The sequence below is a fragment of the Pseudomonas sp. Z3-8 genome (genome assembly GCF_051131975.1).
Classification (GTDB): domain Bacteria; phylum Pseudomonadota; class Gammaproteobacteria; order Pseudomonadales; family Pseudomonadaceae; genus Aquipseudomonas.
On the sequence record NZ_CP071643.1, the window covers coordinates 5,018,272 to 5,044,979 of the forward strand.

General features: G+C 60.9%; 28 protein-coding genes. 14 read left to right on the top strand and 14 right to left on the bottom strand.

Annotated features, from left to right (window positions below; all coding sequences use genetic code 11):
• Nucleotides 1-17: 17 nt before the first annotated feature.
• Nucleotides 18-428, bottom strand: coding sequence for an HPF/RaiA family ribosome-associated protein (locus J3P94_RS22985; RefSeq protein ID WP_434569761.1), 411 nt, complete (start codon nt 426-428; stop codon nt 18-20).
• A 508-nt stretch (nt 429-936) separates the two neighbouring features.
• Here J3P94_RS22985 and J3P94_RS22990 point away from each other — a divergent pair.
• On the top strand, nt 937-1,254 hold the full coding sequence (locus J3P94_RS22990; protein WP_434569762.1) for a DUF3509 domain-containing protein: 318 nt from the start codon (nt 937-939) through the stop codon (nt 1,252-1,254).
• Here J3P94_RS22990 and J3P94_RS22995 read toward each other — a convergent pair.
• The gene (locus J3P94_RS22995; protein ID WP_186611035.1) at nt 1,251-1,751 is read right to left on the bottom strand and encodes a phosphate-starvation-inducible protein PsiE; all 501 of its coding nucleotides are present in this window, start codon (nt 1,749-1,751) and stop codon (nt 1,251-1,253) included. The genes J3P94_RS22990 and J3P94_RS22995 overlap by 4 nt on opposite strands.
• A 291-nt stretch (nt 1,752-2,042) precedes the next feature.
• On the opposite strand from J3P94_RS22995, the gene J3P94_RS23000 reads away from it, so the two are divergent.
• Nucleotides 2,043-2,303, top strand: coding sequence for a YebG family protein (locus tag J3P94_RS23000; RefSeq protein WP_003205410.1), 261 nt, complete (start codon nt 2,043-2,045; stop codon nt 2,301-2,303).
• Between the two features lie 67 nt (nt 2,304-2,370).
• On the opposite strand, the gene J3P94_RS23005 is transcribed toward J3P94_RS23000, so the two are convergent.
• Nucleotides 2,371-3,390: a Glu/Leu/Phe/Val dehydrogenase dimerization domain-containing protein gene (locus tag J3P94_RS23005; RefSeq protein ID WP_434569763.1), complete on the bottom strand. Its 1,020-nt coding sequence runs from the start codon at nt 3,388-3,390 to the stop codon at nt 2,371-2,373.
• Between the two features lie 187 nt (nt 3,391-3,577).
• Here J3P94_RS23005 and J3P94_RS23010 point away from each other — a divergent pair, with 187 nt between their 5' ends.
• Nucleotides 3,578-4,381 carry a SirB1 family protein gene (locus tag J3P94_RS23010; RefSeq protein ID WP_434569764.1) on the top strand — a complete coding sequence of 268 codons (804 nt, stop codon included), beginning with the start codon at nt 3,578-3,580 and terminating at the stop codon, nt 4,379-4,381.
• Between the two features lie 121 nt (nt 4,382-4,502).
• Here the strand turns inward: J3P94_RS23010 and maiA are convergent, their stop codons facing one another.
• The 3 genes from maiA to hmgA are packed head-to-tail and all read right to left on the bottom strand — an operon-like array spanning nt 4,503 to nt 7,760.
• The gene (gene maiA, locus J3P94_RS23015) at nt 4,503-5,138 is read right to left on the bottom strand and encodes a maleylacetoacetate isomerase (protein ID WP_434569765.1); all 636 of its coding nucleotides are present in this window, start codon (nt 5,136-5,138) and stop codon (nt 4,503-4,505) included.
• Between the two features lie 9 nt (nt 5,139-5,147).
• Nucleotides 5,148-6,452 carry a fumarylacetoacetase gene (gene fahA, locus J3P94_RS23020; protein WP_434569766.1) on the bottom strand — a complete coding sequence of 435 codons (1,305 nt, stop codon included), beginning with the start codon at nt 6,450-6,452 and terminating at the stop codon, nt 5,148-5,150.
• Between the two features lie 3 nt (nt 6,453-6,455).
• Complete coding sequence (gene hmgA, locus J3P94_RS23025) at nt 6,456-7,760, bottom strand: homogentisate 1,2-dioxygenase (protein ID WP_434569767.1); 1,305 nt, start codon at nt 7,758-7,760, stop codon at nt 6,456-6,458.
• Between the two features lie 161 nt (nt 7,761-7,921).
• Between hmgA and J3P94_RS23030 the strand changes: the two genes are divergently transcribed.
• Nucleotides 7,922-8,707, top strand: a complete 786-nt coding sequence (locus J3P94_RS23030) for an IclR family transcriptional regulator (protein ID WP_434569768.1) — start codon at nt 7,922-7,924, stop codon at nt 8,705-8,707.
• Between the two features lie 17 nt (nt 8,708-8,724).
• Here J3P94_RS23030 and J3P94_RS23035 read toward each other — a convergent pair whose 3' ends face one another.
• The 3 genes from J3P94_RS23035 to J3P94_RS23045 all read right to left on the bottom strand — a co-directional run bounded on the left by J3P94_RS23035 (nt 8,725) and on the right by J3P94_RS23045 (nt 14,674).
• On the bottom strand, nt 8,725-11,277 hold the full coding sequence (locus J3P94_RS23035; protein WP_434569769.1) for a LuxR C-terminal-related transcriptional regulator: 2,553 nt from the start codon (nt 11,275-11,277) through the stop codon (nt 8,725-8,727).
• A 213-nt stretch (nt 11,278-11,490) separates the two neighbouring features.
• Nucleotides 11,491-12,858: a DUF1329 domain-containing protein gene (locus J3P94_RS23040; protein WP_305496735.1), complete on the bottom strand. Its 1,368-nt coding sequence runs from the start codon at nt 12,856-12,858 to the stop codon at nt 11,491-11,493.
• A 22-nt stretch (nt 12,859-12,880) separates the two neighbouring features.
• Nucleotides 12,881-14,674 (bottom strand): DUF1302 domain-containing protein, encoded by a 1,794-nt coding sequence (locus tag J3P94_RS23045; protein WP_305496736.1) that lies wholly within the window; start codon nt 14,672-14,674, stop codon nt 12,881-12,883.
• A gap of 645 nt (nt 14,675-15,319) precedes the next feature.
• On the opposite strand from J3P94_RS23045, the gene J3P94_RS23050 reads away from it, so the two are divergent.
• Complete coding sequence (locus tag J3P94_RS23050) at nt 15,320-16,084, top strand: N-acetylmuramoyl-L-alanine amidase (RefSeq protein ID WP_434569770.1); 765 nt, start codon at nt 15,320-15,322, stop codon at nt 16,082-16,084.
• 42 nt (nt 16,085-16,126) lie between these two features.
• Here J3P94_RS23050 and J3P94_RS23055 read toward each other — a convergent pair whose 3' ends face one another.
• The 4 genes from J3P94_RS23055 to J3P94_RS23070 form a co-directional block, all read right to left on the bottom strand.
• Nucleotides 16,127-17,038 carry an SDR family oxidoreductase gene (locus J3P94_RS23055; protein WP_434569771.1) on the bottom strand — a complete coding sequence of 304 codons (912 nt, stop codon included), beginning with the start codon at nt 17,036-17,038 and terminating at the stop codon, nt 16,127-16,129.
• A gap of 126 nt (nt 17,039-17,164) precedes the next feature.
• Nucleotides 17,165-18,067 carry an alpha/beta fold hydrolase gene (locus tag J3P94_RS23060; protein ID WP_434569772.1) on the bottom strand — a complete coding sequence of 301 codons (903 nt, stop codon included), beginning with the start codon at nt 18,065-18,067 and terminating at the stop codon, nt 17,165-17,167.
• Entirely contained in the window at nt 18,067-18,849 is a 783-nt protein-coding gene (locus tag J3P94_RS23065; RefSeq protein ID WP_434569773.1) for a class II aldolase/adducin family protein, read from the bottom strand. Before J3P94_RS23065 ends, J3P94_RS23060 begins: the two co-directional genes overlap by 1 nt.
• 166 nt (nt 18,850-19,015) lie before the next feature.
• Nucleotides 19,016-19,471, bottom strand: coding sequence for a flavodoxin (locus J3P94_RS23070; RefSeq protein ID WP_434569774.1), 456 nt, complete (start codon nt 19,469-19,471; stop codon nt 19,016-19,018).
• A gap of 155 nt (nt 19,472-19,626) precedes the next feature.
• Between J3P94_RS23070 and J3P94_RS23075 the strand changes: the two genes are divergently transcribed.
• Nucleotides 19,627-20,103 (top strand): PAS domain-containing protein, encoded by a 477-nt coding sequence (locus J3P94_RS23075; RefSeq protein WP_434569775.1) that lies wholly within the window; start codon nt 19,627-19,629, stop codon nt 20,101-20,103.
• A gap of 51 nt (nt 20,104-20,154) precedes the next feature.
• On the top strand, nt 20,155-20,760 hold the full coding sequence (locus J3P94_RS23080; RefSeq protein WP_305496748.1) for a hypothetical protein: 606 nt from the start codon (nt 20,155-20,157) through the stop codon (nt 20,758-20,760).
• Nucleotides 20,761-20,813: 53 nt separating this feature from the next.
• Here the strand turns inward: J3P94_RS23080 and J3P94_RS23085 are convergent, their stop codons facing one another.
• Nucleotides 20,814-21,773, bottom strand: coding sequence for a MerR family transcriptional regulator (locus J3P94_RS23085; protein WP_434569776.1), 960 nt, complete (start codon nt 21,771-21,773; stop codon nt 20,814-20,816).
• Between the two features lie 219 nt (nt 21,774-21,992).
• On the opposite strand from J3P94_RS23085, the gene J3P94_RS23090 reads away from it, so the two are divergent.
• The 7 genes from J3P94_RS23090 to J3P94_RS23120 all read left to right on the top strand — a co-directional run bounded on the left by J3P94_RS23090 (nt 21,993) and on the right by J3P94_RS23120 (nt 26,701).
• Nucleotides 21,993-22,553, top strand: coding sequence for an antibiotic biosynthesis monooxygenase (locus tag J3P94_RS23090; RefSeq protein ID WP_434569777.1), 561 nt, complete (start codon nt 21,993-21,995; stop codon nt 22,551-22,553).
• A 219-nt stretch (nt 22,554-22,772) separates the two neighbouring features.
• Nucleotides 22,773-23,477 carry a dihydromonapterin reductase gene (gene folM, locus J3P94_RS23095; protein ID WP_434569778.1) on the top strand — a complete coding sequence of 235 codons (705 nt, stop codon included), beginning with the start codon at nt 22,773-22,775 and terminating at the stop codon, nt 23,475-23,477.
• A gap of 20 nt (nt 23,478-23,497) precedes the next feature.
• Nucleotides 23,498-24,055, top strand: coding sequence for a GTP cyclohydrolase I FolE (folE, locus tag J3P94_RS23100; RefSeq protein WP_434569779.1), 558 nt, complete (start codon nt 23,498-23,500; stop codon nt 24,053-24,055).
• Nucleotides 24,056-24,436, top strand: a complete 381-nt coding sequence (folX, locus tag J3P94_RS23105; RefSeq protein ID WP_025211888.1) for a dihydroneopterin triphosphate 2'-epimerase — start codon at nt 24,056-24,058, stop codon at nt 24,434-24,436. It begins immediately after the preceding gene.
• A gap of 97 nt (nt 24,437-24,533) precedes the next feature.
• The gene (locus J3P94_RS23110; protein WP_434569780.1) at nt 24,534-24,830 is read left to right on the top strand and encodes a DUF1244 domain-containing protein; all 297 of its coding nucleotides are present in this window, start codon (nt 24,534-24,536) and stop codon (nt 24,828-24,830) included.
• A complete protein-coding gene (locus tag J3P94_RS23115) occupies nt 24,823-25,161 on the top strand; it encodes a HopJ type III effector protein (RefSeq protein WP_434569781.1) in 339 nt (112 codons plus the stop codon). Before J3P94_RS23110 ends, J3P94_RS23115 begins: the two co-directional genes overlap by 8 nt.
• 289 nt (nt 25,162-25,450) lie before the next feature.
• Nucleotides 25,451-26,701, top strand: coding sequence for a 2-aminoadipate transaminase (locus tag J3P94_RS23120; protein WP_434569782.1), 1,251 nt, complete (start codon nt 25,451-25,453; stop codon nt 26,699-26,701).
• The last annotated feature ends 7 nt before the right edge of the window (nt 26,702-26,708 follow it).

Here is a 26,708-nt window from a genome sequence, read left to right on the forward strand (position 1 = left end):
AATTTCAGTGACCGGGTTCAGCCGTTAAGCGCAGCCCGTTCGTTCTCGAGGAATTCTTCTTCCAGCATGGCATCAGCCAGTGCAATCGACTCGGTCTGGCCGGTGGTGGCGGCGCGCTTGCCGCGCAGTTTGCCGAACAGATGCTCCAGTTTATGTTCCAGCTTGGTGGCTGCGCCTTCGATTGCAAGCTCCAGCGACTCGGCCTTGTGCGTTACGGAAATTGGCTGGTGGCCTTTTGGCCGAGCCTCAAGTTGGCAACGCAAATCGTGGGGACCGGGCTTGTCGCCGTTCTCATCCCCCAAATGAACCTCGATCCGTGTCAGGTCTTCTTCGTAACGTTCGAGCGTGCTTTCAATGGTAGTACGTACCCACTCCTCCAGTCGGATGCTGCTTTGAATATGGTTATCGCTGTTGACTTGGATTTGCATAGTTCATCCCTTATTTCGGCTAGCTCGCCAGGGGCCAATCGACGTTAGCGCAACGGCCCCTTGAGTACAGAGTCGGGCTGGCGGAAGAACAATTCAACCCCCGAAAAAAGATAAATATTCATTTGCAAATAAAGCCGGACAACGAGCAACAGCGCTGTTAATGTCGGGAGTTGTCTCGCCCCGCTTGTTCATTCCAATCCGCCTGCGTGCCCTGCACCGTCAGCGAACATCGTCCCGCCAGTGCCCCGAAACGGGCTGCCGCCATAACCGCATTCCAGAGCATTGCGCGTCCAGGCGCCGTGATCATTGTCCGACAGTTTTTCCGGCATGCCCCTTGCTACCTCCCTTGCAGGAGGCGCCGCGGGCTGCGATCAGTGGGTCAGCCGCCTGCCCGCCCCGGGAATCTGGCGATGGATACGATCATGGAATGGCCGGTGGTCCGGTGTTGCGAACTAATCCCGATCATGGCCGGTCAACAACTGCACGTTCAATCAGGCGGTGACGCATCATGGACAACCCTTTTCAGATCATTACGGACGCCTTCGCGCCGCAATACCAGATCAACCTGAGCATCCAGGGCCTGGACGGCAGCATCATGCTGACCTTGTCCAAGGCCGGGCGCGTCGTTGCCAAGCGCATGATCAGCACGCAGCAACGCAACGACCCGGAACGGCTCAAGCGCCTGGTGCAGAGCATTCAATTCGGCATTGCCATCGAGCAGGGCCACAGCGCCGTGGCCATCCTCGAAGCCATGACCGGCGGCGACAACATCAAGGTGCCGCCACCGCAGGCACAGGGCCAGGCGTCCAGCGCCGCCGGTCTCTAGATTTCGCCCTTCTCCACTTCGGCATGCTCGCTCGAACCCGCGCCGACCTTACGGTGCGGGTGTTCGATCTTCACCGAGGGAAACTGCGACGACGCGTAGCGCACCACCAGGATCGCGAACGCCAGCAGCAGGATGCCGCCGCACAAGTAGATGATGCCCAGGTCCGGCGGGCTGTGATGCGAGACGTTGGAAATCAGCAGGCGCGTCAACGCGGTGATCGCCACGTAGATGAGAAATCGCACCGGCATGTGATTGGTCTTGAAGTAAATCCCGACCATCGCCCCCAACTCCAGGTAGATGAACAGCAGGAGGATGTCATCGATCTTGATATGACCCTCCTCGATCATCTGCAGGAACTCCATCACGGCGGCCCATGCCGTCACCGCACCGATGGCGAACAACGCCAGGTAGTGGAAGGTCTCGACGAACAGGTTGCCCAGGGATTCAGCCAGTTGGTGGACATTCTGGCGCAGGTTCTCGGCCCAGTTGATTTTCACGATGTAGTTTCCTTAGGTCGACTCGACCGGATGATGCGGGTTGGACGTGACGGTTGTTCTGCATGCAGAAAAAAGGCCAGCGACCGCAGTGAGATGGCACCGGGCTGGCATTCGACACGTTGGCGACATCAGCGGTCCCGTCGCGGGCACGTTTGTCTTGGGCGACAAACTTCGAAACCGGTCTACATTAAAAAGCCACTATTCAAAGCGTCAGGATTCGCTTATCCTTTGGCCTGTATATAAATACAGTAGTCACAGACAAAACCAATGTGAAGGCATGTGAGGTGGTGAATGGCCGTCGAAGTGGTATACCGCAGCAGCCGAGATCTGGAGCGATTGTTCATGGATAAAGCCGAAGCTGACCGTCATGACAAAATGCTGGAACTCGCTGAATTGCTCGCCGAAGTGTTGCAAAAAGCCGTTCCATCGCTGAGCGAACAACAGGTGGAGGAAGCCGGCATCTACATGGCGAAGAATCGCGATGTGTTCGCCAAGGCATTCAAGAGCCAGCCAGACGCGTTGTCCGAACTGCTCAATCCGTCGGACGAATGATCAAAAAGATCGCAGCCTTCGGCAGCTCCGACACGGTGTAGGAGCTGCCGAAGGCTGCGATCTTTTTTTATCGGTACAACAGACGCTCCGCGAGCTCGTCAGCCACCCTGGCCGGTGAGCGTTTTTCGGCCTGGGCATGGGCGAAGACTTCCGTGAGCCGGGCACCGATCTTGGCGAGATGCGCCGTGATGGTCGGCAGCTCTTCGCCGCGGTGTTTCAAGGCAACATAGATCAGGCCGCCGGAATTGATCACGTAGTCCGGTGCATAGAGGATCCCGCGTCTTTCCAACTGGTCGGCGACTTGCAGGTTGCTCAACTGATTATGCGCCGAGCCGGCAACGGCCGAGCAGCGCAGTTGCGCCACGCTCTGGCTGTTGAGTACCCCGCCGAGGCCGCAGGGAGCCAGGATGTCGCATGGAGTACTGAGCAGTGCGTCGTTGGCGATGGGATGGGCGCCCAGTTGCTCCATCGCCAGTTGCACTTTACCGGGGTCGATATCGCTGACCAGCAGTTCGGCGCCCGCCGCATGCAGTTGCTCAGCCAGCGCATAACCGACATTGCCCAAGCCCTGGATGGCCACCCGCAGGCTTTCCAGGTTGTCGCTGCCCAGGCGAGCCATGGCCGTGGCGCGGATCCCGGCGAACACCCCCATGGCCGCATGGGGCGCCGGGTCTCCCGCGGCAGTGGTGCTGGTGACATGACGAGTCTGCTGGGCGATACAGTCCATGTCCGCCACCGATGTGCCACTGTCGATGGCGGTAATGTAGCGACCATCCAGTTGCTCGATGCAGCGGCCGAAGGCTTCGAACAGCGCCGCACGGCTCTCGACGTGTGCCGGACGCATGATGACCGCCACGCCCCCGCCCACGGGCAGGCCGGCCAGCGCGGCCTTGTAGCTCATGCCCTGGGCCAGGCGCACGGCGTCGGCCACGGCACTTTCGTCGTCGGGGTAGGAAAGATAACGACAGCCACCCAGTGCAGGCCCAGGACGGCTGCAATGAATGGCAATCACCGCCTTCAACCCGGTTGCCGGGTCTACGCTCAAGTGCAGCGATTCAAGGCGGGAGCTTTGCATGAGAGCAAACATCGACAGGCTCCCGAATCACTTTTTTGTCTGTCTCGCCAGTATAGGCGCGCAATTGAAAATTGCAGGAGCACGCCGGAATAACGCCGCATGATCGTCAGTCTTTTCGGCATAACCGGCTACCCCCTCTTTGCGAGACTGGACGAAACCTCGTGGCAGAGCTAAAACGAGGCATAGTCCGGAGACTGTGATGAAACCGCGCCAAGCCTTTTTTGACTGTCTGCACCGCTCGCCACCCGCACTGCTCGAAGCAGCCCTGTGGATCGCCGCCGAGCATGATCGTGAAGTGGACGTGCCAGCGTTATTGAAGGATTTCAGGGAGCTGCAGCAGAAAGTCAGCCACGGCCTGCCTATGATGCCTGTCAGCGAATTGGGCCAGCCCCTGCTTCGACGCCTCAATGATCTGGGTTTCGCCCAGGACGACGCTACGCCGCTACGGCCTGGCGCGGCGCTGCTGGACAAGGTCCTGGTCCGCAAGCGAGGGCAACCGCTGGCCTTGGGCCTGATAGCCTTGGAACTGGCCAAGGGCCTGGAAATCCCGATGACCGGCGTCAATTTCCCCGGCCATTTCCTGCTGCGCGTACCTGGCGCGGACCACCTGCTCGACCCCTGCGGCGGTCGCCGCTTGTACCCCAATGACTGCCGGGACTTGCTGCATCGCCAATACGGCGCCAACCTGCCGCTCAAGGCCGAGCACATGGTCTGCGCCGAGCCGATGCAGATGCTCCAGCGGCTGTCGCGTAATCTCAGGCAACTGCATCTGGCCAACGACGACTACATCGCCGCGCTGGTCGATGCCGAACGGGTGCTGGAACTGGGTAACGCCAGCGCCGCCGACTACCTGGCCCGCGCCAGCCTCTACCAGCGACTCGATTGCCCCAACGCCGAGCGTTTCGATCTCGAACATGCATTGATGCTCAGTGATGACCCGATCCAGCGGATCCGGCTGACCGAGCGATTGGGGCATCTGCCACCGAATACGATTGTGCATTGAGCCCCGGCGGCCCATTACACACCCTGTGGGAGCGAGCCTGCTCGCGATGAAGCAGGCGGCCTCACTATCAGAGCGTCTGACCCACCGCCTTCGCGAGCAGGCTCGCTCCCACAGGGGCGACTCAGGGAGTATCAGGCTGACTCGCCGGATGCGCTTGCTGGAACGCCGCATGGGCTGCCGCCAACGCCGCCACCCGGCGGATTCGTGGATACTCTTGCAACGACACATTGAAGCGCTCGGCCGCATACAGCTGCGGGATCAGGTAAACGTCCGCCAGGCCTGGCGCCGCGCCGAAACAATAGCCGTCTTCGCCAATCAACTGCTCCACTGCGGCCAGCCCCTGGCTGATCCAGTGCCCGATCCACTCCGTCACCTGCGCTTCGTCGTGGCCCCACTGCCTGAGCTTGTTGAGCACGCTGACATTGTGCAGTGGATGGATGTCGCAGCCGATCAGTGCGGCCACGCCACGCTCATGTGCGCGAAGCACGGGGTCACGGCTGAGCAACGGCACCTGTGGATAACGTTCCTCCAGGTACTCGATGATCGCCGGAGACTGGACCAGCAAAGCGCCCTCATCGGTACGCAGCGCGGGTACCCGCCCCTGGGGATTGATCCCCAGGTAGGCCGGCTGGCGATGTTCGCCCCCGGGCGGCGCGATCAGGTTGACCGGCAGGGCCCGGTAATCCAGGCCCTTGAGCGCCAGCGCGATGCGCACCCGGTAAGACGACGTGGAACGGTAGTAGGTGTAAAGCTCCATGCCGCCCCCTCAATGCGCCGGCAAGACTTTGCCGCGGCATTCGCCGAAACCGATGGAGGCGGCACCTTCGCGGCCGCAACGGGCGCGCAGGATGATTTCGTCACCGTCTTCGAGAAATTTGCGGATTTCGCCGGACGCCAGTTCGATCGGCTTTTTACCGCCCTCGGTGATTTCCAGCAGGCTGCCGAACTGACCATTTTCAGGCCCTGACAATGTGCCCGAGCCAAACAGATCGCCGGCCTGTAATTGGCAACCGTTGACGCTGTGGTGCGCGACCATTTGCGCCACGGTCCAATACATGTACCGGGTGTTGCTCAAGGTCAGGCGATGAGGCGCCAGGCCCTGCTCGCGCATGGATTCGGTCAGCAGCAGGACTTCCAGTTCGATATCAAAGGCTCCGCCAGCCTGGTCACGCTTGTCCAGCAGATACGGCAGCGGCTGGGGGTCGCCTTCCGGGCGTGCCGGCTGCGGGCGACGGAACGGCTCAAGAGCCTCGGCCGTCACCACCCACGGCGATACGCTGGTGAGGAAACTTTTCGACAGGAAAGGCCCCAGCGGCTGGTATTCCCAGGCCTGGATATCCCGGGCCGACCAATCGTTGAGCAAGCAGAAACCGCCGATGTGCTCGGCCGCATCGCCGATGGCAATGGGCTCGCCCAGGGCGTTGCCCTTGCCGATCCAGATACCCAGCTCCAGCTCATAATCCAGCCGCGCGCACGGGCCGAAGATCGGTTCGGCCTGGCCGGGCGGCAGCGTCTGGCCTTGCGGACGGCGCACATCGGTACCGGACGGGCGAACCGTCGAAGCGCGACCGTGATAACCGATGGGAACGTATTTGTAGTTGGGGAGCAGCGGATTGTCCGGCCGAAACAGCTTGCCGACATTCTGCGCGTGCTCAATGCCTACGTAGAAGTCGGTGTAGTCATTGATTTTCGCCGGCAGGTGCATCTGGCAGTCCGCCGCCAGCGGCAGCAACCGCGCGCCCTGGGCCTGGATCGCGTCCCGCTGGGGGCTGTCCTCGCGCAACAGTTCGAGCAATCTTTCGCGCAGGGCAACCCGGGCTTCGCGGCCGAGGTCGAAAAAGGCGTTCAACTGGCCGCCCTGCATGGCCTCGACGGCTTCAGCCGCCTTGCCGTCAAACAGGCCCGCCTGCAACGCGGCCTGCAGATCGAAGATCCGCTCACCAATCGCCACGCCGCTACGGGGAGCTTCGCCAGCGACACTGAAGATGCCCAGCGGCAGGTTCTGCAGCGGGAAGTCGGGATGACCATTAGCGCAAACAACCCAGCTGAGGGTAGGGGAAACTTGGGTCATGGGTTATCTCCGGGTCGGGTCGAAAGTGACCGGCAGCGAGGCCCAGCAGGCGTCGTAGTCAGTTTGCAATTGTGCGCAGTCCAGGGCGAAACGGCTGGGACGCAGCACTTGGCTGGTCTCGAACATGAAGGCCATGGTGTTGTCGATTTTTGTTGGCTTGAGCTCGGCATTGATCGCCTTGGTGCAGGTCTCGCCATCCGGGCCGTGGGCGCTCATGCAGCTGTGCAGCGACGCGCCGCCCGGCAGGAAGCCCTCGGCCTTGGCATCGTAGGCACCCTGGATCAGGCCCATGAATTCATTCATCAGGTTGCGATGGAACCACGGCGGACGGAAGGTGTTTTGCGCAACCATCCAGCGCGGCGGGAAAATCACGAAATCGAGATTCGCCAGGCCATGGACACTGGTCGGCGAAGTCAACACGGTGAAAATCGACGGATCGGGGTGGTCGAAGCTGACCGTGCCGATCGTGTTGAATCGCCGCAGATCGTATTTGTATGGCACATTGTTGCCGTGCCAGGCCACCACGTCGAACGGCGAATGGTCCAGCTCGCAGGCCCACAGTTCACCGAGGAACTTCTGTACCAGCGTGGTCGGTTGCACGAGGTTTTCGTAATGGGCGACCGGGGCCAGGAAATCCCTTGGATTGGCCAGGCCATTGCTGCCGATCGGCCCGAGGTCTGGCAGGCGCAACGGCGCACCGTGGTTCTCGGCGATGTAGCCGCGGGCTTGCGCATCGAGCAGTTCGACGCGAAATTTCAGCCCCCGAGGCAGTACAGCGATTTCCAGCGGAGCCACTTCCAGCACACCTAGCTCAGTGGCGATGCGCAGCCGCCCCAGTTGCGGCACGATCAGCCACTCACCATCGGCACTGAAGAACACCCGCTCCATCGAGCGGTTGGCGCAGTAGTGATAGATGCTGATACCGGCGGGTTTGTCCGCACCGGCATTGGCCGCCATCTGGACCAGGCCGTCGATCAGATCGGTGGGCTCCGCAGGGATCTGCAACGGGCTCCAGCGCAGGCGATTGGGTGTCACCTCACCCAGCGGGCCTGCGGCCAATTGCCGTTCCAACCTGGCGAAGGCCGGGTGGTTGGCCGAAGGACGGATGCGGTACATCCAGGTTCGCCGCGCTTCGCTGCGGGCCATGGTGAAGGCGGTGCCGGAAAACAGTTCGGCGTACAGGCCGTACGGGGCCTTCTGCGGAGAGTTCTGGCCAACGGGCAGTGCGCCGGGCAGCGCCTCGCTGGCGAATTCGTTACCGAAGCCAGACTGGTAAGCCAGGTCCGACGCCGTGGAATCGAGGTTCATGGAGCCTCCTGAATACAGGACTGGATGCGTCCCGTCGCTCTGTGGAGGAGCCTGGGCGCACCGGGTTATTTTTATCGTAATTTGATTACGCATAACGTAATTTGCTCGGCGACCACCGTCAAGCTATAAAGACGCCCATTCGCTTCCGGACCAGAACCTCCATGGAAAACCCGCCCAGCAACGGTAAACAGAAAGTCCGCTCCGCTGAGGTCGGCACCGACATCCTCAAGGCCTTGGCCGAGTTGTCCCCTTCCACCTCGCTGTCACGCCTGGCCGAACATGTGCAGATGCCGGCCAGCAAGGTTCATCGTTACCTGCAAGCCTTGATCGCGAGTGGCTTCGCCGAACAGAACAGCGCAACCAACCACTACGGTCTGGGCCGCGAAGCCTTGCGCGTAGGGCTGGCGGCGCTCAACGGCATGGATGTGCTGCAAGTGGCCGCCCTGCCCTTGGCCGAACTGCGCGACGACTTGAACGAAACCTGTTTTCTCGCGGTGTGGGGCAATCACGGCGCGACCGTCGTGCGGATCGAACCCGCCGTGCGGGCCGTGACCGTGGTGACGCAACTGGGCTCGGTCCTGCCGTTGCTCAGCTCATCCACGGGATTGGTTTTCAGTGCCTACCTGCCGGAGCGCGAAACCATCGAGCTGCGCGAACAGGAGGTGCGCGACGCCACTGACCACGCCTTGGCCGATGACAATGTCTATGCCGCCTTGCAGGGGCAGATCCGCAGTCGCGGCCTGCACCATGTGCATGGCTTGTTGATGCCCGGCATTGATGCCTTGTCCGCACCGGTTTTCAACGCCATGGGCCAGGTGGCAGCAGTCATGACCATTGTGGGTCCGACATCGCTGTTCCACGCCGACGAAAACGGCCCGGCGGCGCAGCGCCTGTTGACCGCGACCCGGGCCGTGAGCCGGCGAATGGGGTATGACTCAGGGTCATGAGCCCAGCAAGATATTCGCTAACTCATCACGCCCATGTTTTTCGCTTTTGCGACCGCTTGTGTCCGCCGCTGTACGCCCAGCTTGCTATGGATCCGCCGCGCATGGGTTTTCACCGTATGCAGCGAGATGAACAGGCGCTCGGCGATCTGCTGGTTTGAATGGCCCTGGGCAATGAGTTCCAGTACTTCCAGTTCGCGCTGGCTGAGCAGCGTTTCTTCCACCGCGCGTCCCGGCAGCTCGATCCGCTCCTGAGATTGCATCCAGTGCACCAGTTCAGGCTGGCGCATACGCAGCTCACCCAAGGCTTGCTGCGCCCGCCAACAGGCCACTTGCTTGAGCGCCTCCGGCGCGATCGAGCCAAGAGAGGTGCGATCGGCGGACAACCAGACGACCTCCGCCAGCGCCAACTGCAACTCCGTTTCCAATGCGTGCATTTCGCGCTGTCGTGCCTGGGCGATCATCGCCTGCAGGCGAGCCTGCGGCTCATGCGCCCGATGCAGGTAGACCTCGGCCAGCACCAGCAGATACTCGAGGCGCGGAATCAGTTCCAGGGTGGCTGGCGGCGCCTGCTTGGCCTGCGGCCCGTGGAAATGCCGCAAGACCCGGGTCAAGACTTCATGGGCAAGTTCCGGGCGCCCTTGCTGCAACCAGAATTGACAGCTGGTTTGCAGCAGCACGCCGCGATAGACCGTGTCGGGGATGTGTCGCTGCTGCATGATCCGCTCGGCGTCGCGCAGCTGCATGAAGGCTTCGCCATAGTCACCCCGGTTGGCCGCCAGGCAAGCCTTGCCGAGAAAGCCGTAGAGCACTTGTTTGTCCTGGCTGCGCAGGCCCGCCTCCAGGCCGGCCTGAAAGTGTTCGGCAGCCTGCTCGTCAGATCCCATGCGTAACGCCAGGCGCCCACGTCGCAGGGCGATACGTCCCAGCAACGCGGAAAAATCCTGGCCTGGCCTGTCGAGCAGCACCTGGACGGCGCTCAACAAATGATCCGCCCGATGGGGCGCGCCGCGTTGCTCAAGCACTTGGGCGTGATCCAGTTCCAGCAATCCTTCGAACACCAGCGAGCCATGAGCCCGGGCCAGGCACAGCGCCTGACGGTTGATCCATTGCGCGGACGCCAGCTCACCTTTGAGCAGTGCCTGCTGCGTCTGGCCGATCAGGCACAGCACCTTGAGGGCCCAGGCGTGCGGTTCGAGGCCGGCTTCGGCCTGAAGGAAATGCTCACGCGCCGGTTCGCCCTCGCCGTCCAGATGCAGCAGCCAACCACGCAAGACTTGCCAGCGGGCAATCAGTTCTCGCTGCCGGCAGGCGAGCGGCTGTGGCGCGAACCTGCCCAATTGCTCGATGCACCGCTCGGCCTCGGCGAAACGTCCGGCGCAGAGCAAGGCTGCGGTAACCAGCCCCACCGATTGCGGCGTATCGAGGGACAACGCCTCGTCCTGCTGGTCATGCAGGCTCAATAACAGCTGGACGTTGTTGCCCTGCAAGACATGCTCGAAATTCAGATGCTGGAGGACACTCACGGCCGTCTCGAACTCCCCCGCTTGCATGGCCTGTTCGAATGCCATCGGCCAATCCTGCTCGGCGGCGAACCATTGGCAGGCCCGCCGGTGCCAGGAGCGCGCCTGGGGCCAGGGCTCGTCACGCACGAGGCGGGCCAGCGGAGGGAAAATCTGCATCCATTCCGAAGACTGCGCCCACGGCTCGATGAAGCATCCCAGGTCCAGCAGCAAGGGAAGGCATTCGGCCCCCACCGTATCGCCGAACAGATGCTCGCAAAGCCGGGCATTGAAGCGCGGCAAATGCGCCAGCACGCGCCAGGCCTGCGCCAGCTCCGGGGACAAGGCGCCAAACAATTCATATTCGAGGTAGTCGGGCAAAGTCCCGGCACGCCCCGACGAAGCGTTGCTCCGCGCCCACTCGCAACGTTCGAGCAAGGCGAAGCGCACCCCGGCACACCAGCCACCACTGCGCTGAACCACCTCGCGGGCGGTGCGTGCTGCCAGTGGGCCGGGCAAATGCCCGAGCAATTGCTGAACATCCTCGGCGGTAAAAACCAGGGCTTGCGCGTCGAACTCGTGCAGCTCGTCGTCCAGCAACAAGCGCGGCCAATTGCAGTGCGGGCGGCGACGGCCATTGAGCCACAGATGCAGCGCCGGACTGCTGGTGTTCAGCAAGCGGTCGAGCAATTGGTCGAGTGCCGGATTGGGCACCCGACAATAATCATCCAGAAACAACCATGTCGGGGTTTGCAACCGTGCCAGGTGAGCCAACAGGCTCGCCTCATCGACCACCGGCAATCCGAGGGCCTGGGCCAGGCACTCACAGAATTGCGCGACATCCATCGCCGCGCCCCCCAGCGGCAGCCAATGCAGCCGGCAGCCCGGGGGCGCTTGCAGGAAACATTCAGCGAACAACGCGCTCTTGCCGCTGCCCGCCGGTGCGTAAAGCAGCTTTACCCGCGCCTCGGAAGCCAGCAACGACTCGCTCAAGGACCGGCGTGGCACATGCGTCGAAGACAGGCGCGGCAGCAGCCCGGGACGGTCCGGACACGGGGTCATGGCGGTCATTGTGCAAGGTCCCTTTTATTGTTGTTCCATCACCCTAGACCTGTGTCGAGCACCTTAGGAGAAATATTCAGCGCGCTGATTGCTGCTCATAAAAAAATGACCGGCAGCTCAGCTGTCGGTCATTGGTTTTGCTCAGGGTCTGGAGGGCTTTGGGGCCGCTTCGCGGCCCAGCGGGAGCAAGCTCCCTCGCCACGGGTATTCTGCCAAGACGATCTAGCGAACCCCGCTCGACCGCAACGCTGCCGGCGTGTAGTCGGCTGCCCGAGCCTCGAACCCATAGACGTAGGCGTGCTTCTCTTCGTTTTTCATCCCCAGGGCAATGTAGCGGCCAGCGATGATGTCGTAGAGCGCTTCGAGTGTGTAGCCCGGGTTCTGATGGTCGTAATAGAACTGGGCATGCCCTTCGGCCACGCGCCACAACTGGCCGCGCCCGTCATAGTGGTCCACCAGTGCCGCTTGCCAGCTGTCCTCATCGATATACATGTGGCGCTTGGCGTAGATGTGCCGCTCGCTGGGCTTGACCGTACCCACTACTTCCCAAACCCGGTGCAGCTCGTAGCGCGTCAGGTCCTGGTTGATGTGCCCGGCCTTGATCACGTCATCGTATTTGAGGCTCGGTGAATCGAGTTTGTAGCTGTTGTACGGGATGTACATTTCCTTCTTGCCTACCAGCTTCCAGTCGTAGCGATCCGGGGCGCCGGAAAACAGGTCGAAGTTGTCGGAAGTACGCAAGCCGTCGGCAGCGGTGCCCGGGCCGTCATAGGCCACTTGTGGGGCACGACGCACGCGACGCTGGCCGGCGTTGTAGATCCATGCCAGACGCGGCTCCGTCACCTGGTCGAGCGTTTCATGCACCAGCAACACGTTACCGGCCAGGCGCGCCGGGGCCGTCACCTCTTGCTTGAAATAAGTCAGTACGTTGCTGGCTTTTTCCGGATCGGCGTCCTTGATCAGGAACGGCACGGCGATCTCTTCTTCGAAGCGGATCGGCGTGAAGCTGCCGTTGGTCTGCGGTGTGGCCTGGGTGATGACGCGCCGCAGGTTGCCGCCGTGGTAGCGGGTGATGTGGTTCCACAGCACCTCCACGCCGGTCTTGGGAATCGGGAACGCGTAGTAGCGGTTGCCAGTGAAGTTGGCCAGGCCGTTGCCGTCGTTGATGGCGTTCACGTTCAGTGCGCTACGTTTGGCCGCCTCATAGATCTCCGGCGGCAGGCCAACGCTGCGGTGGGTCGGGTAGACCGGGATCCGGTAGGTTTCCGGGTAGCGCTTGAACATCGCGACCTGGCCTTCGGAGAGTTTGTCCTTGTACTTATCCACGGTCGCGGCGGTGATGGTGAACAGCGGTTTTTCACTGGCGAACGGGTCGGCGAGGAAGCCTTTGCTGTCCACGGCACCGGCGTTCTTCGGGATACCGCCGGTCCAGGCCGGGATCGAGCCATCGGCGTTGCCAGCCTTTTCCGCGCCCAGCGGGGTGAGGCTGGTGCCCAGTTTGTTCGCTTCCTCCGGCGAGACCGCCGCCATTACGTTCGCGGCCAGCAGGCTCAGGGCCAGGGCACCGCATTGCAGGATCATCTTGCGCATTGGGTTTTCCTTGTCAGCCAGATCAGAAGTTCACGCCGAAGCTCAGCGCGAGGAAGTCGCGGTCTTCGAGAACGTTGTAATCGCCGCCGAAGAAATCGGTGTAGCTCAGGCTGGCGGTGTACGTGTTGCGGTAATCGGCATCGACGCCCACGCTGACCGCCTTGGCGCCTTCGTTGAACAAACCGTTGGGTCCATAGCCGGCCACGTCATGGGACCAGGACAGGTTGGGCTTGAAGTTCACCCCGCCGATAACGTTGGAATAGTCGAGAATCGCCCGGGCGCGATAACCCCAGGAGGTCGAGGTGACAAAACCGTCGGTGTCGCCGTTGAAGCCGTACTGGCCGTAGACCGAATCGCGTCCATAACGCAGCTCGTCCTTCGATTCGAGACCGCCGACGTGGACGACCGCGGCCTCACCGACCACGGTCAGGCGATCGGCGCCCAGCACCTGGTCGAAGAAGTGCGTCAGGGTGCTCTGGACCTGGGTCACTTCCTTGCGGCGGTAACCAGTGTTGTCCGCGCCCGGCGAAGTGGCGATCGGTGACGCGGCGCCTCCGGCGATCGGGTTCACCAAGGCCAGGGTCAGGTCGTTGGTATTGACCTGTACCGGTGCATTGGGGCGGTAACTGATTTCGCCGGTCCACGCCGTGCCAGTCGGCAACGTGGTGGAGAAACTGGCGCCGTACAGGCGGATGTCTTCAGGGTATTCGAGGTAATACCCACCGCGCCCCAACATCACGCTTTGCGCCAGGCCCGCGCCGCTGCCAGGGGCGATGGCGTTTGCAGTCGCGACCATCCCCGGCAGCGCAGCCAGCGTAGAGAGCCCCGCCGTAGTGGTGCCAACGGTCGGCGTGCGGCTGTGGTAATTCATGAAGTACAGGCCGTACTCGGTGTCATCGCCGAGCCAGCGCAACGCCGTGCCCCACTGGCCGGAGTCCCGCGCATCGCGGTCACCGCCACGGGGAATGACCACGCCTTCGCTGGTCACCTGGATGCCCTGGCCGAACGCGTTGGTCAACGGCACGAAAGGTGCAATCGCCGGGCTGCCTACGGTATAGCCATCGGTGCAACCGTCGGCGACCACATCGTTACCAAAGAAAGTGCCGCAGTTGTCCACAACCGTCTGGTCCCACTCCAGTTGGTAGAAACCTTCGACGGTGAGCTTGTCGGTCAAGCCCTGGGAGGCGAACAGCATGTTGACCGGGATCAGGCCTTCCTTGATCTCCGCACCCGGGCGACGGAACGCGGACACGTCCACCGGGTTGATGCTGTTGATGGAGTTGCCGATGAAGGTACTTTCGCCCCAACTGACCACCTGCTTGCCGGCGCGTACCGTGCCCGGCAGATCGGCGATGGAATAATTGTGATAGACGAAGGCATCGAGGATCTGCGCCCCCGACGACTTGGCGCCCTCCTTGCGGTTACTGTCGCTGATGTCCTTGAACTCGCGGTTTTCGTCCTTGAGCTCGAAGTCGTACCAATACTTGCCACGGACAAACACGCCGGTGTCGCCGTACTTGAGTTCGAGGTCATGGAGGCCCTTGAAGATTTTCGAGAAGGTCTCGCCTTTCCTGAAATTCAATCGGCCGTCGTCACCGGTGGAAGACTGGCCCGTACCGCCATTGACGGTGCCGACCAGATCCCTGTCGGCATCGCGCATGCCCCAGCTCGCGCCAACCGACAGCGAGGAGTCGAACTGCCCCTCGATTTCGCCAATGTTGAATGAAACGGCCTGCGCCTGGGCACAGCAACCCAAGGCCACCGCGACGGCCAGCGCCTGCGGCTTGAAGATGGCGCGCATTGTTATTGTTGTCATGCGTCTTCCCCGGTGAGTGACAGAGCCTCCACCCTACTGCCCCACGTCATGGGCGATAAGCGCACCAAGGGGGTATTCGCGATGTACCTCCAAGGGATGACAGCCCTTGCGGGCCGGGCCTTTGCGTGGTGCATGAATGGACTGGATGAGAGGTTATCAACGGCGTGCATTTTCATCGCTGCTTTTGCACTGTTGCATGCACTGCAACAGTGCATGTCGGGATCCGGGCTGTTTCCGAAAACGTCCAATCCCTATGCTGGCCGGGCTTGCAGGACAACGGGCCTGCAAGCGCAAGCCGCCAGGCGTCCCTCGCGCCTGGCGCACCGTCATTCGGATGGATTGCGCATCAATCCATCGTCCCCGTGTCCACTGACGTTGATTTGTAGCTCCTTTACAACGTCACGTTTAGGCCGCTGCGTTTTGCAGCGGCCTTTTTTATTTCCGGGTTATTTCCGCGGGGGGACTTTCTTGTTTCCTACATAACTTGAGCAATATTTACCGATGAAACTTTAACGACACTATTTTTTGCCGTCTCTTCCTACAACAAAGCCAGAAGCCAACTACGTACGCCTCAAATATCCACTGTTACGCTGAAATTCAATCGCAGCGCTTCGCTTCGATTATTAACCAGTGAGTTATTTGATAATGCTAATAAACAACACAACCCATCGTTCAAAAAAAGGCTACAACAGTCGCGTTCGCTTTCTAGTTTTCCATTACACCGCGGGCAACTTCGCCTCTTCGATAAACGCTTTGACCGGCCCGTCCGTGAGTGCTCATTACCTCATCCCGGATTTTGCCGACCCTACCTATTTGAAGGCGGGCTTCGAGGAGCCGCAGATTTTCAATCTGGTGGACGAGCGCCAGCGGGCCTGGCATGCCGGGGTGAGCAGTTGGGGTAATCGCAGCAACCTGAACGACACTTCGCTCGGCGTCGAAATCGTCAACCTGGCGACGGACAACCAAGGGCAATTTACCTTTCCGCCTTATGCGCCCCAGCAAATCGAGGCGATCGAATACCTGGCAACGGATATCCTCAAACGCTATCCGGAAATCAGTCCGGTAAACGTGGTGGGGCACTCGGATATCGCCGCCGGGCGCAAGAGTGATCCTGGCCCGATGTTTCCGTGGCATGCGTTGTATCTCAAGGGTATTGGCGCCTGGTTTGATGACGCCCCGCAAGAAACTTTTATACAGGCATACCAAGCCGATGGAATTCCCCCTCGCGAACAACTGATCGGGTGGTTCAAACGATACGGTTATGACACCTCGGCTGCGTCAACAAGTACCGGGTTCCAACGCCTGGTCCGCGCCTTCCAGCTGCATTTTCGCCCGGCGAAACATGACGGTGTGATGGACATGGAGACCGCTGCGAATCTCGCGGCCCTGGTGCAGAAGTACTTCCCCTGAGCGCGGTGCCGCGCTTGGCGATAACGTGCCCAGGGACCCGATTCAAATGGCGTGACGCTGCAGGTTCGCCATCATCTCTTTCAAAGCTTCCAGGTTGTCGTTCGGGTGGACTGCGTTTTCGAAGTCGCAAATCTGCTGCCAGTGAGCGGCGACGTCCTCGGGTGAAAACCCCTCGCGCGGATCAAAGCCGGCACCGAGGCTGCGCTCCCAGCGCACCTTGCCCATCCAGCCGCCGCCTACTTCGAACAATCCGGAAGTTTCCTGGCAGGCTTCGCTGGCCAGGTACACGACCAGCGGGCTGACGAGTTCAGGTTTGAGTTGTTCGAATACCTGCGGCGGGATCAGGCCTTCGGTCATACGGGTGCCGCCGGTGGGGGCGATGGCGTTGACGAGGATGTTGTTCTTGCGACCTTCGATAGCCAGGGTGCGAGTGAGGCCGTACAGGCCAAGCTTGGCCATGCCGTAGTTGGACTGGCCGAAGTTGCCATAGATGCCGGACGTGGAGGCGGTGAAGATCACTCGTCCGTAGTTCTGCTCGCGCAGGTGCGGCCAGGCGGCGCGGGTGACTTTATAGGCACCTTCGACATGGACACGGTAAACCAGGTCCCAGTCGGCATCGTCCATCTTATGGAAGGTCTTGTCGCGCAGGATACCGGCATTATTGACGACCACATCCACCCTGCCGAACGCGTCGAGGGCGTTTTGCACAAGCTTGTCGCCGTCAGTGACCGAGTCATGATTGGCTTCGGCAATACCACCGGCGGCACGGATTTCAGCCACCACCCGATCCGCTGCCGAGGCGTTGGCGCCCTCCCCCTGCGCTGAGCCGCCGAGATCGTTCACCAGCACGCGTGCGCCCTGCCGGGCAAACAGCAGCGCATGAGCGCGGCCAAGGCCGCCGCCGGCTCCCGTGACGATCACGACTTTATCTTCGAAGCGCACAGATTCACTCATGGGCAGAACTCCAGCAGGCCGATAGGACATTGGCACGAGTGTCCGGCACAAGTCGGCAGGCCACAATCAACTGGGCTCAGAGTGAATGGTGGGCGATAAGGTGAGGGGATGATGCCAGGCAATCGGTCATGAACAGGCCATTTGCCTGATCGGCGCCGCGATGATTTCGCGAAATGCCAGGTAATGCTTGAGTACCTGAACAGGTGCCTCGGTGTGTGGATAGTGGCCAATGTCAGGCAACAGCACCGTGTCGGCGTTCGGAATCAAGGCTCGGTAACGCGCCACCATGTGCGCACCGGAAATCGGATCGATTGCCCCGTCGATGACCCGCAACGGCACTTCGTCGCGCTGCATCGCCTGCACCCAACGGTCGCGTTGCACCCGTCGTTCGGGAATATAGGCGATGAGTTTGTGCATGATCCGGGGCCCGTGATGGGTTTCGACGAGGCTCCAGTAATCATCCATCTCGCTTTCGGTCGGGCAGGTCCTGGGGCCGAAAATCCGTTGGAAACTCTTCACCAGCCCGTCCCTGGAGAAGGCCCGGCCTATCAGCCACCCCAAGGGGCTGAGCAGCAACTTTTGCATCAGCACCGGACGATGGGTCTCGGGGAACAGTCCACCATTGAGAAAGACACAACTGGCGACGTCGGCGCGCGCCTCGCTGTGCCGGGCAATCAACTCCTGGGCCACGCTGTCGCCATAATCGTGGGCCAGCACATGAACTCCCTGCGTCACATTCAAATGCGTCAGCAACGCTTGCTGCAGATCGGCCTGCTCCAACAGGCTATAGGCGTGATCCACGGGTTTATCGGAGTCACCGAAACCGAGCATGTCGCAGGCGATCACCCGGTAACGCTGTGCCAGCGGCTGCCACAGGTAATGCCAGTCCCAACTGGCGGTCGGGAACCCGTGGATCAACAGCAGAGGCTCGCCGTGGCCCGCCACCCAATAGCGGATAGCGTGACCCCGAAACATGAAGGTCTGTCCGCGCTGGCGCCAGATACGCAGCGGAATCTGGACCATGGGCATCAGCTTTTATAACCCGGATCTTGCTGATCGAGTTTGCGCAGCAATGCCGGCCAGGCCAGCGCGCCCCCCATGCCTTGGGCGCTTCGGGTCACCCCGGCAACCATCGCCCGGGCACCGGCCAGCACCTGAGGCTCGATGGCGATCAACTCGGCGCCGCCGGTCTGCGCCAGAACCTGGATGTCACAGGCTCGCTGGAAAATGAACATCATCAGGAAGGTATCGGCGATGGTGCCGCCACAGGTCAGCAGGCCGTGGTTGTGAAGCATCAGGAAATTACTGTCGCCCAGGTCCGCTTGCAGGCGGGCCTTCTCTTCAGGATTGAGGGCGACCCCTTCGTAAGGGTGATACGCCAGGCTCGACAGCACGAACAGCGATTGCTGGCTGATCGGCAGCACGCCCTGTTTTTGCGCCGATACCGCGACACCGGCGGCCGTGTGGGTGTGCAACACACACATCACATCGTGCCGCACCTCGTGCACCGCACTGTGAATGGTGTAACCCGCCGGGTTTATCTCATAGGGGCTGGGCATCAGCTTGTTGCCGGCCTGGTCGACCTTGACCAGGCTCGACGCGGTGATTTCATGGAACATCAACCCGAACGGGTTGATCAGGAAATCTTCGGTGCCGGGGACCTTGGCGGAGATATGGGTAAAGATCAGGTCGTCCCAGCCGTGCAGCGCGACCAGCCTGTAACAGGCGGCAAGATCGACGCGGGTTTGCCATTCCGCGGCGCTGACCTGGTCCTTGATGCCGGGTGTCGATTGAATGGGCGTCACGCTCACGGTTATGACCTCTGGCTTCTTGTTATGGTGGAGGCGTATCCAACCTCCATGAACAGAAAACCAGTCTAGTCAGCTCCGCCAGGGCCGGTAGTTGCATTGGCAGCCAGCTTACTGACCGAGCGGGTCATCAGGCGAACATCCGCGATCAGTGCCGGCCGCTCCTCCATCAATGGCGCAATGCAGCGATCAATTCGCCCAGCCAGGGCTCGGCATCGCTTTCCGGCGTCACACTCTCACTGGCGTCCAGGCGTAACATGGCCAGCACCTCGTGGACGCCCAGCTCGGCGAACAATTCGCGCATCTGCTCGCCACCACCGCAGAACGTATCGCCATAGCTGGCATCCCCGAGGCCGATCACCGCACCGGGCAGGCCGCAAAACGACGCGGGCAATTGGTCGCGAATCGTCGAATACAATGGCATCAGGTTGTCCGGCAGCTCACCCATGCCGGTAGTGGACGTTATGGCCAGCAACGCCTGCGGGCCAAACGCCTGGATATCCGCCAGGGTTGCCCGCGGATTGTGGAATGTCTGGAAACCGGCGTCATCAAGCAATTTGGCGGCATGCCGGGCGACTTCTTCGGCAGTGCCGTATACGGAGCCGGAAAGGATGGCGACTTTCATCAATCTGATCCTGAAGCGGAATAAAGAGCCGCAATGTTAGCAGGCTGAACAGTGATGCCGGGATTGATTCTCAACAACCGATAATGGCAAGTGGACATCTCCCAGGGTTCTTCTAGAATGCAGCGCACGCAGGGATGACCATTGCTGGAGGCTTCATGATTAATGCTCACTTGATGCAGTTGGTGATCAGCGCTTCGAACGACGGGATCGTCATCGCCGAAAAGGAAGGCGACGAAGACAATATCCTGATTTATGTAAACCCGGCGTTTGAACGGCTGACCGGCTACAGCCGCGACGAGATCCTCTACCAGGACTGCCGTTTCCTGCAGTCCGGCGATCGCGATCAACCGGCCCTGGCGCATATCCGCATGGCCTTGAAGCAAGGCGGATCATGCCGACAGGTCCTTCGCAACTATCGCAAGGACGGCACGCTGTTCTGGAATGAGTTGTCGGTGTCGACCGTGAAAAACCAGTCTGACGGGCACACTTATTTCGTCGGTGTGCAGAAGGACGTGACAATCCAGATGAAGGCTCAACAGCGAATCGCCCAGCTCGAAAAGGAGTTGGCTGAAGCACGGGAGACGATTGCGCGCCTGGATGCGACGAACGGCGCAAACAAAACGGCGAATTAATGGTCAGTCACTACAATCACCGTGAACTCGTACATATTTTTCGAGCACCGTATGCAGCGCGACGCCCTTCTTACCCAGGATGAGCTGGATTTCATCCGGACCATGCAGCACAGCCCGCAGTTGAACGAGCGGGATGTCACGTCGAGCTTGCTGGTAAACGGTGGGTCGCAGATCCGTGATCTTTTGACGCGCCTGGCGGCAAACGAGCAGGTCACGTTACAAGCCAATTTCGAAAACCAGCAGATGACCTTTCCGTTGCATCTGGTGGAAGACGAATTCCATGCCATGCACCTGCGCCTGGGTGTGCCGAGTATCTATGAGGACGGACCTAAGGTGCGCCCATGGCGCCTGACGCTCGAGGCACCGGTTGCGCTGGAAAATGCCAAGGGTCAGCCAGGTCCTTTATGGGTGCATGAGGTCTCTTGCAAGGGCGTTCTGCTGGAAATTCGCAACCGCACCAAACCGCCAAAACAGTTCGCGTTGTGGTTCAGCCCTTCAGGCTACGAGAGAATTTCGCTTCGCGGTACGTTCGAACGGGAAACCGATCAGGGCCTGTATGCCTACCATCTGAATCAGCATGACCAGGACGAAACCGAGCGCCTGCGTCAGTACATCCTCCAGCAACATCGTCTGACCCATCCGGCGATGCACCTCTAGGCTTTGTACGAAAAGTGCCTGCGCGACTTTTCGTACAAACCCTAGCAAGCCATTCAAGTGTCCAGGTTGCCCGCCAGAAATTGACGCAAGCGCTGGCGCATCAGCATGCCTTCATTTCCCAGGCAGGCAATTGAAGAGCCCGCCAGGCTTTCCTGCGCCAGGTCTGATGCATCACCGGCGAGCATGACCGGGCAATCGAGGCTCATCGCCAGCCTGTTCAGCCGCTTGGGCAGCTCCGCGGCCGGCGCATGATTGGAAACCAGCACGAGCGCCAAAGGCTTGATCTTCTGGCAAATGAGGGTCAATTCGTCAAAGGGTTGGCCGACAGTCATGACCCTGACACCCACCTCGGCCTTGGAGATGAACAGCGTCGTGACCAGCAACTCCAATTCCCGGCATTGGCCGGCTATGGCGCTGACCAGGACCCGGCGCGACGAAGTGTCGCGCTTCAGCAAGAGGCGTTGCATGACACGCGAGCGCAAGAAACCGTCGAAAAACAGCCACTCACTGGTCTGCCCGAACTCATGCTGGCGTTGGAGCAATGCTCGCCAGAGCGGCATAAGGATGTCCTGGAAGACGACCGGTGCCGTATAGCTGGAAAAAATCTGTCCATAGACCCGATCCAGCTCCACATCGTCAAAGTTGCCGACTGCGTCAGCCACGAGCTGTTGCCACTGGGCGTAATCGGCGCGCACCAGATCGGGCGAAATGAACCTGGAGGCTGGCTGCACCGACTCGGTCCTGGCGAGAATCTTTCCCACCTTGCTCACCGCTACCCCGCGTTCGATCCAGGCGAGAATGCTGCGAACCTTTTCGATATCGCTCAATGAATACAGGCGGTGCCCGCTTTCGGTGCGTGTGGGCTGGATGAGGCCGTAGCGCCGCTCCCACGCGCGCAAGGTCACCGGATTCACGCCAGTCACCCGCGCCACTTCGCGGATGGGAAACAACTCCTCGCTTTTCAAAGCCATGGCGGCCTGAAACGCAAGGTTCTCTTCGATGATCACGCTCATTCCGAAGGCTTACCCGGCTCCAATTGGAACCCAGTTTACTCCTCACCGGGGATGTCTTTACAAGGGAGATGGCGAACCATATTCGAATTTGTTGTTTTTTGCGCTACAAGGAATAATCCTTGCTTGCCTTCAGGCATCGAACGCCGCCCCTTACCCTGGGGCCGTTCTTCAAGCGAATCTCCTACCCGGAGTGCCGCAGCCGTAACATGGAGATACAAAATGTCTGCCTCACCCGTCACGTTGATGGTTGCCCGCCGCGTCGCCAATGGCCGCTATCAGGACCTGATCGCCTGGTTGCGCGAAGGCGAGCAACTGGCGACCGACTTCCCCGGCTACCTGGGCTCAGGCGTACTTGCGCCGCCGCCCGAAGACGACGAATTCCAGATCATCTTCCGTTTCGCCGATGAGCAGACCCTGCATGCATGGGAACATTCGGCCTCGCGCACGGCTTGGCTGGGACGCGGCAGCGAGCTGTTTGCCCATCCCTCCGAACATCGAGTGCGGGGCATCGACGGTTGGTTCGGCGCCGTCAACCAGCGCCCGCCGCGCTGGAAACAGGCGGTGGCTATCTGGCTGGCGTTTTTTCCGGTTTCGTTGTTGTTCAATTTCCTGCTGGGGCCATTACTGGGTGAACTGGGCATGTTGAGCCGGGTGCTGATCAGCACGCTCATCCTGACGCCGTTGATGGTTTATCTGTTTATCCCCTTATCGACCCACTTGCTGGCGAACTGGCTCGCTGGCGCACCACAACGACCAGTGCCGGCGACGCAGAATCATTGATACAGCATGCCATCAGCTTCAAGAGGTGTCCCTGTGGGAGCGAGCCTGCTCGCGAAAGCGGCGTGCCAGCCAAATTGAATCCAGCTGGACCAACGCCTTCGCGAGCAGGCTCGCTCCCACAGTGAAATTGGCAATGCATTCACTGGATCGGTTGCCAATAGGTACACGGCATCCGGCACTGTTATAGTTTTGCTTTTCCGCCGCAAACCGAGCCGCTCCATGCCTACCGCTCCGATCCTCATCACCGGCGCAGCCCAGCGTGTCGGCCTGCACTGCGCCCGTCGGTTGCTGGAAGACGGGCAACCGGTCATCGCCACCTATCGCACCGAACGCCCGGGCGTGCAGACGCTACGGGACTCAGGGGCCACGATGCTGTTTGCCGACTTTTCCAGTGAAGCGGGAATCCTCGCCTTCATCGAACAACTCAAGCAGCACACCGACCAGCTACGCGCCATTGTGCATAACGCCTCGGCCTGGCTTGCCGAAACCCCAGGCGATGAGGCGGCCGCCTTCGGCGCGATGTTTGGCGTGCACATGCTCGCGCCTTACCTGATCAACCTGCAGTGCGCCGAGCTGCTGCGGCGCTCGGTGCCGGCGGATATCGTGCACATCAGTGATGACGTGACGCGCAAGGGCAGCAGCAAGCACATCGCCTATTGCGCCACCAAGGCTGGCCTGGAAAGCCTCACGCTTTCTTTCGCGGCGAAATACGCACCCGCCATCAAGGTCAACGGTATCGCCCCGGCCCTGCTACTGTTCAATCCCGACGACGATGCAGCCTATCGGGCCAAGGCTCTGGCCAAATCCGCGCTGGGTTTCGAGCCGGGCAGTGAAGTGATCTACCAGAGCCTGCGTTATCTGCTGGACAACCCCTACGTCACCGGCACGACCCTGACCGTCAACGGTGGGCGGCACATCAAATAATCCTGTACCGAGGAAGCGCAATGGCCCTGTCGCCCGAGCATTACCGCGAGATCCTGATCGGCCTGGGCGAAGACCCGGAACGCGAAGGCCTGCTTGATACACCGGTGCGGGCCGCGAAGGCCATGCAGTACCTTTGCCATGGCTATGAACAGAGCATCGAACAGATCGTCAACGGCGCCCTGTTCGCCTCCGACAGCGATGAAATGGTGATCGTTGCCGACATCGAACTCTATTCATTGTGCGAACATCACCTGCTGCCCTTCATCGGCAAGGCCCATGTGGCTTATATTCCTACGGGCAAGGTCCTGGGGCTGTCGAAGATCGCCCGGCTGGTGGATATGTTCGCCCGTCGCCTGCAGATCCAGGAAAACCTCACCCGGCAAATCGCTGACGCGGTGCAGCAGGTCACCCAGGCCGCCGGCGTTGCGGTGGTGATAGAAGCCCAGCACATGTGCATGATGATGCGCGGTGTCGAAAAACAGAACTCGACGATGAACACCTCGGTGATGCTCGGCGCCTTTCGCGAGTCCAGCACCACGCGCCAGGAGTTCCTGCAATTGATTCGACGGAGCCAATAAATGCCACAACTTCAGCCCGCCATGGCGCGCATCAAGGTCAAGGACCTGCGCCTGCGTACGTTCATTGGCATCAACGAGGACGAGATCCTCAACAAGCAGGATGTGTTGATCAACCTGACCATCCTCTACGCAGCCCAAGAGGCAGTGCGCGACAATGACATCGACCACGCCCTGAACTACCGCACCATCACCAAGGCAATCATCGCCCATGTGGAGGGCAACCGATTCGCCTTGCTCGAACGCCTGACCCAGGAACTGCTCGACCTGGTCATGGCCAACGAGTCGGTGCTGTACGCCGAGGTCGAAGTCGACAAGCCGCACGCCTTGCGCTTCGCCGAGTCAGTGTCGATTACCCTCGCGGCAAGTCGGGCTACTTCGTAGCAGCTGCAAGCCTCAAGCTGTAAGCTTCGAGCCTGAACATCGCAAACCCACTTGCAGCTTGAAGCTTGCCCCTTGAAGCTGTCTCGCAGAGATCCTCATGAACGATCAACAACGCCTCGAACTCGAAGCCGCCGCCTTCCGCCGGCTGGTTGCCCATCTGGACAGCCGCAAGGATGTGCAGAACATCGACCTGATGAACCTCGCCGGTTTCTGCCGCAACTGCCTGTCGAAGTGGTACAAGGCTGCCGCCGATGAGCGTCAGATCGAGGTCAGCCTCGACGATGCCCGCGAAGTCGTCTACGGCATCCCCTATGCCGAATGGAAAGCTCAATACCAGAAAGAAGCCAGCGCCGAACAGCAAGCGGCGTTTGCCAAAGGAACTCCCGATGCCTGACCTGAACACCTTCCGCGCCAGCCTCAACAGTGGCGAACATGTTTTCGCCGATACCCTGGCCTTTGTCGCCGCTGGCTACGACTACCAGCCCCGGGCTTTCAACAACGGTGGCGTCGAGAACGCCGCCGGGCAGAACGAAGGTTCGTGCAAGACCCTGGGTCTGGCGTTGCTTGAAGGCTTGAGCGATGAAGAAGCACTCCTGGCGTTTGGCGAGCATTACCGTTCGGTGCTGGCCACGCCCGAGGGCAGCGATCACGGCAATATCCGCGCGTTGATGGTCCATGGTCTCGCCGGCGTGAAGTTCGAGGCGCAGCCGCTGCAACGGCGCTGATTCAAAGACTCTGGAAAACAGCTCTCGTGGCGAGGGAGCTTGCTCCCGCTGGGCTACGAAGTAGCCCCCTGGCCCCGCCTCGCTGCAACTGATACACCGCACTTGCTGATTTGGGACTGCTTCGCAGTCCAGCGGGAGCAAGCTCCCTCGCCACAAAAGCGGTTCTGGCACGCTTCGCACTAACCACATCCCGACTTTTATGATTGACCCGGCAACTTTATTTCGTTTGCCGGGCACCTCTCCCCGCGGCTTAGATAAAGGCAATATTTCTTTCTCCGAGCCGTCATCCATGAGCCGCGAAAGCATCAGCCAATCGATTTCCTTCGTTCACCCCATCAGCCTCGACCATGGAAAAAATGCCGAAGTCTGGGACACGGATGGCAAGCGCTACATTGATTTTGTCGGCGGCATCGGCGTGCTGAATCTCGGCCACTGTCATCCGCGTGTCGTCGAGGCGATTCGCGAGCAAGCCACCCGGTTGACTCACTATGCGTTCAATGCCGCGCCGCACCGGCCTTATCTCGAATTGATGGAGCGCCTGGCAAGATTCATCCCGGTGGACTATCCGCTTAGCGGCATGCTTACCAACAGCGGCGCCGAGGCAGCGGAGAACGCCTTGAAAATCGTCCGCGGCGCCACGGGGCGCACCGCCATGATCGCATTTGATGGCGGTTTCCACGGCCGGACCCTGGCCACCCTCAACCTCAACGGCAAGGTTGCGCCTTACAAACAGAAAGTCGGTGTCCTGCCCGGACCGGTCTATCACCTGCCCTATCCCAGCCAGGACAACGGCGTGACCTGTGCCGAAGCCCTCAAAGCCATGGATCGGCTGTTCAGCGTCGAGATCGACGTAAACGACGTAGCCTGTTTCATCGTCGAGCCGGTGCAGGGCGAAGCCGGTTTCCTGACGATGGACATAGCCTTCGCCCAGGCGCTGCGCCAGTTTTGTGACGACAAGGGCATCGTGTTGGTCATCGATGAGATCCAGTCCGGTTTCGGCCGTACCGGCCAACGTTTTGCGTTTTCGCGGCTGGGCATCGAACCGGACCTGATCCTGCTGGGCAAGAGCATCGCTGGCGGTGTCCCGCTGGGGGCGGTGATGGGACGCAAAGCCCTGATGGACAACCTGCCCAAGGGCGGCCTCGGCGGAACCTACTCGGGCAACCCTATCGCCTGCGCCGCCGCGCTGGCGACCCTGGACGAGATGACCGACGCGAACCTGCGGGCCTGGGGCGCGCGACAGGAAGAGGCCATAGTAAGCCGCTACGAATCCTGGCGCCGTCGCGGGCTGTCCCCCTATCTGGGGCGGTTGACCGGCGTCGGCGCCATGCGCGGCATCGAACTGGCCCACGCCGATGGCACCCCGGCGTCGGCGCAACTGACGCAATTGTTGGCGGCGGCACGGGATTCGGGCTTGCTGCTGATGCCCAGCGGCAAATCCCGGCACATCATTCGGCTGCTGGCGCCGTTGACGACCGAGCCGGCGGTGCTGGAAGAGGGATTGGATATTCTCGAGGCGTGCCTGACAAAACTGGGCTGAACAGACC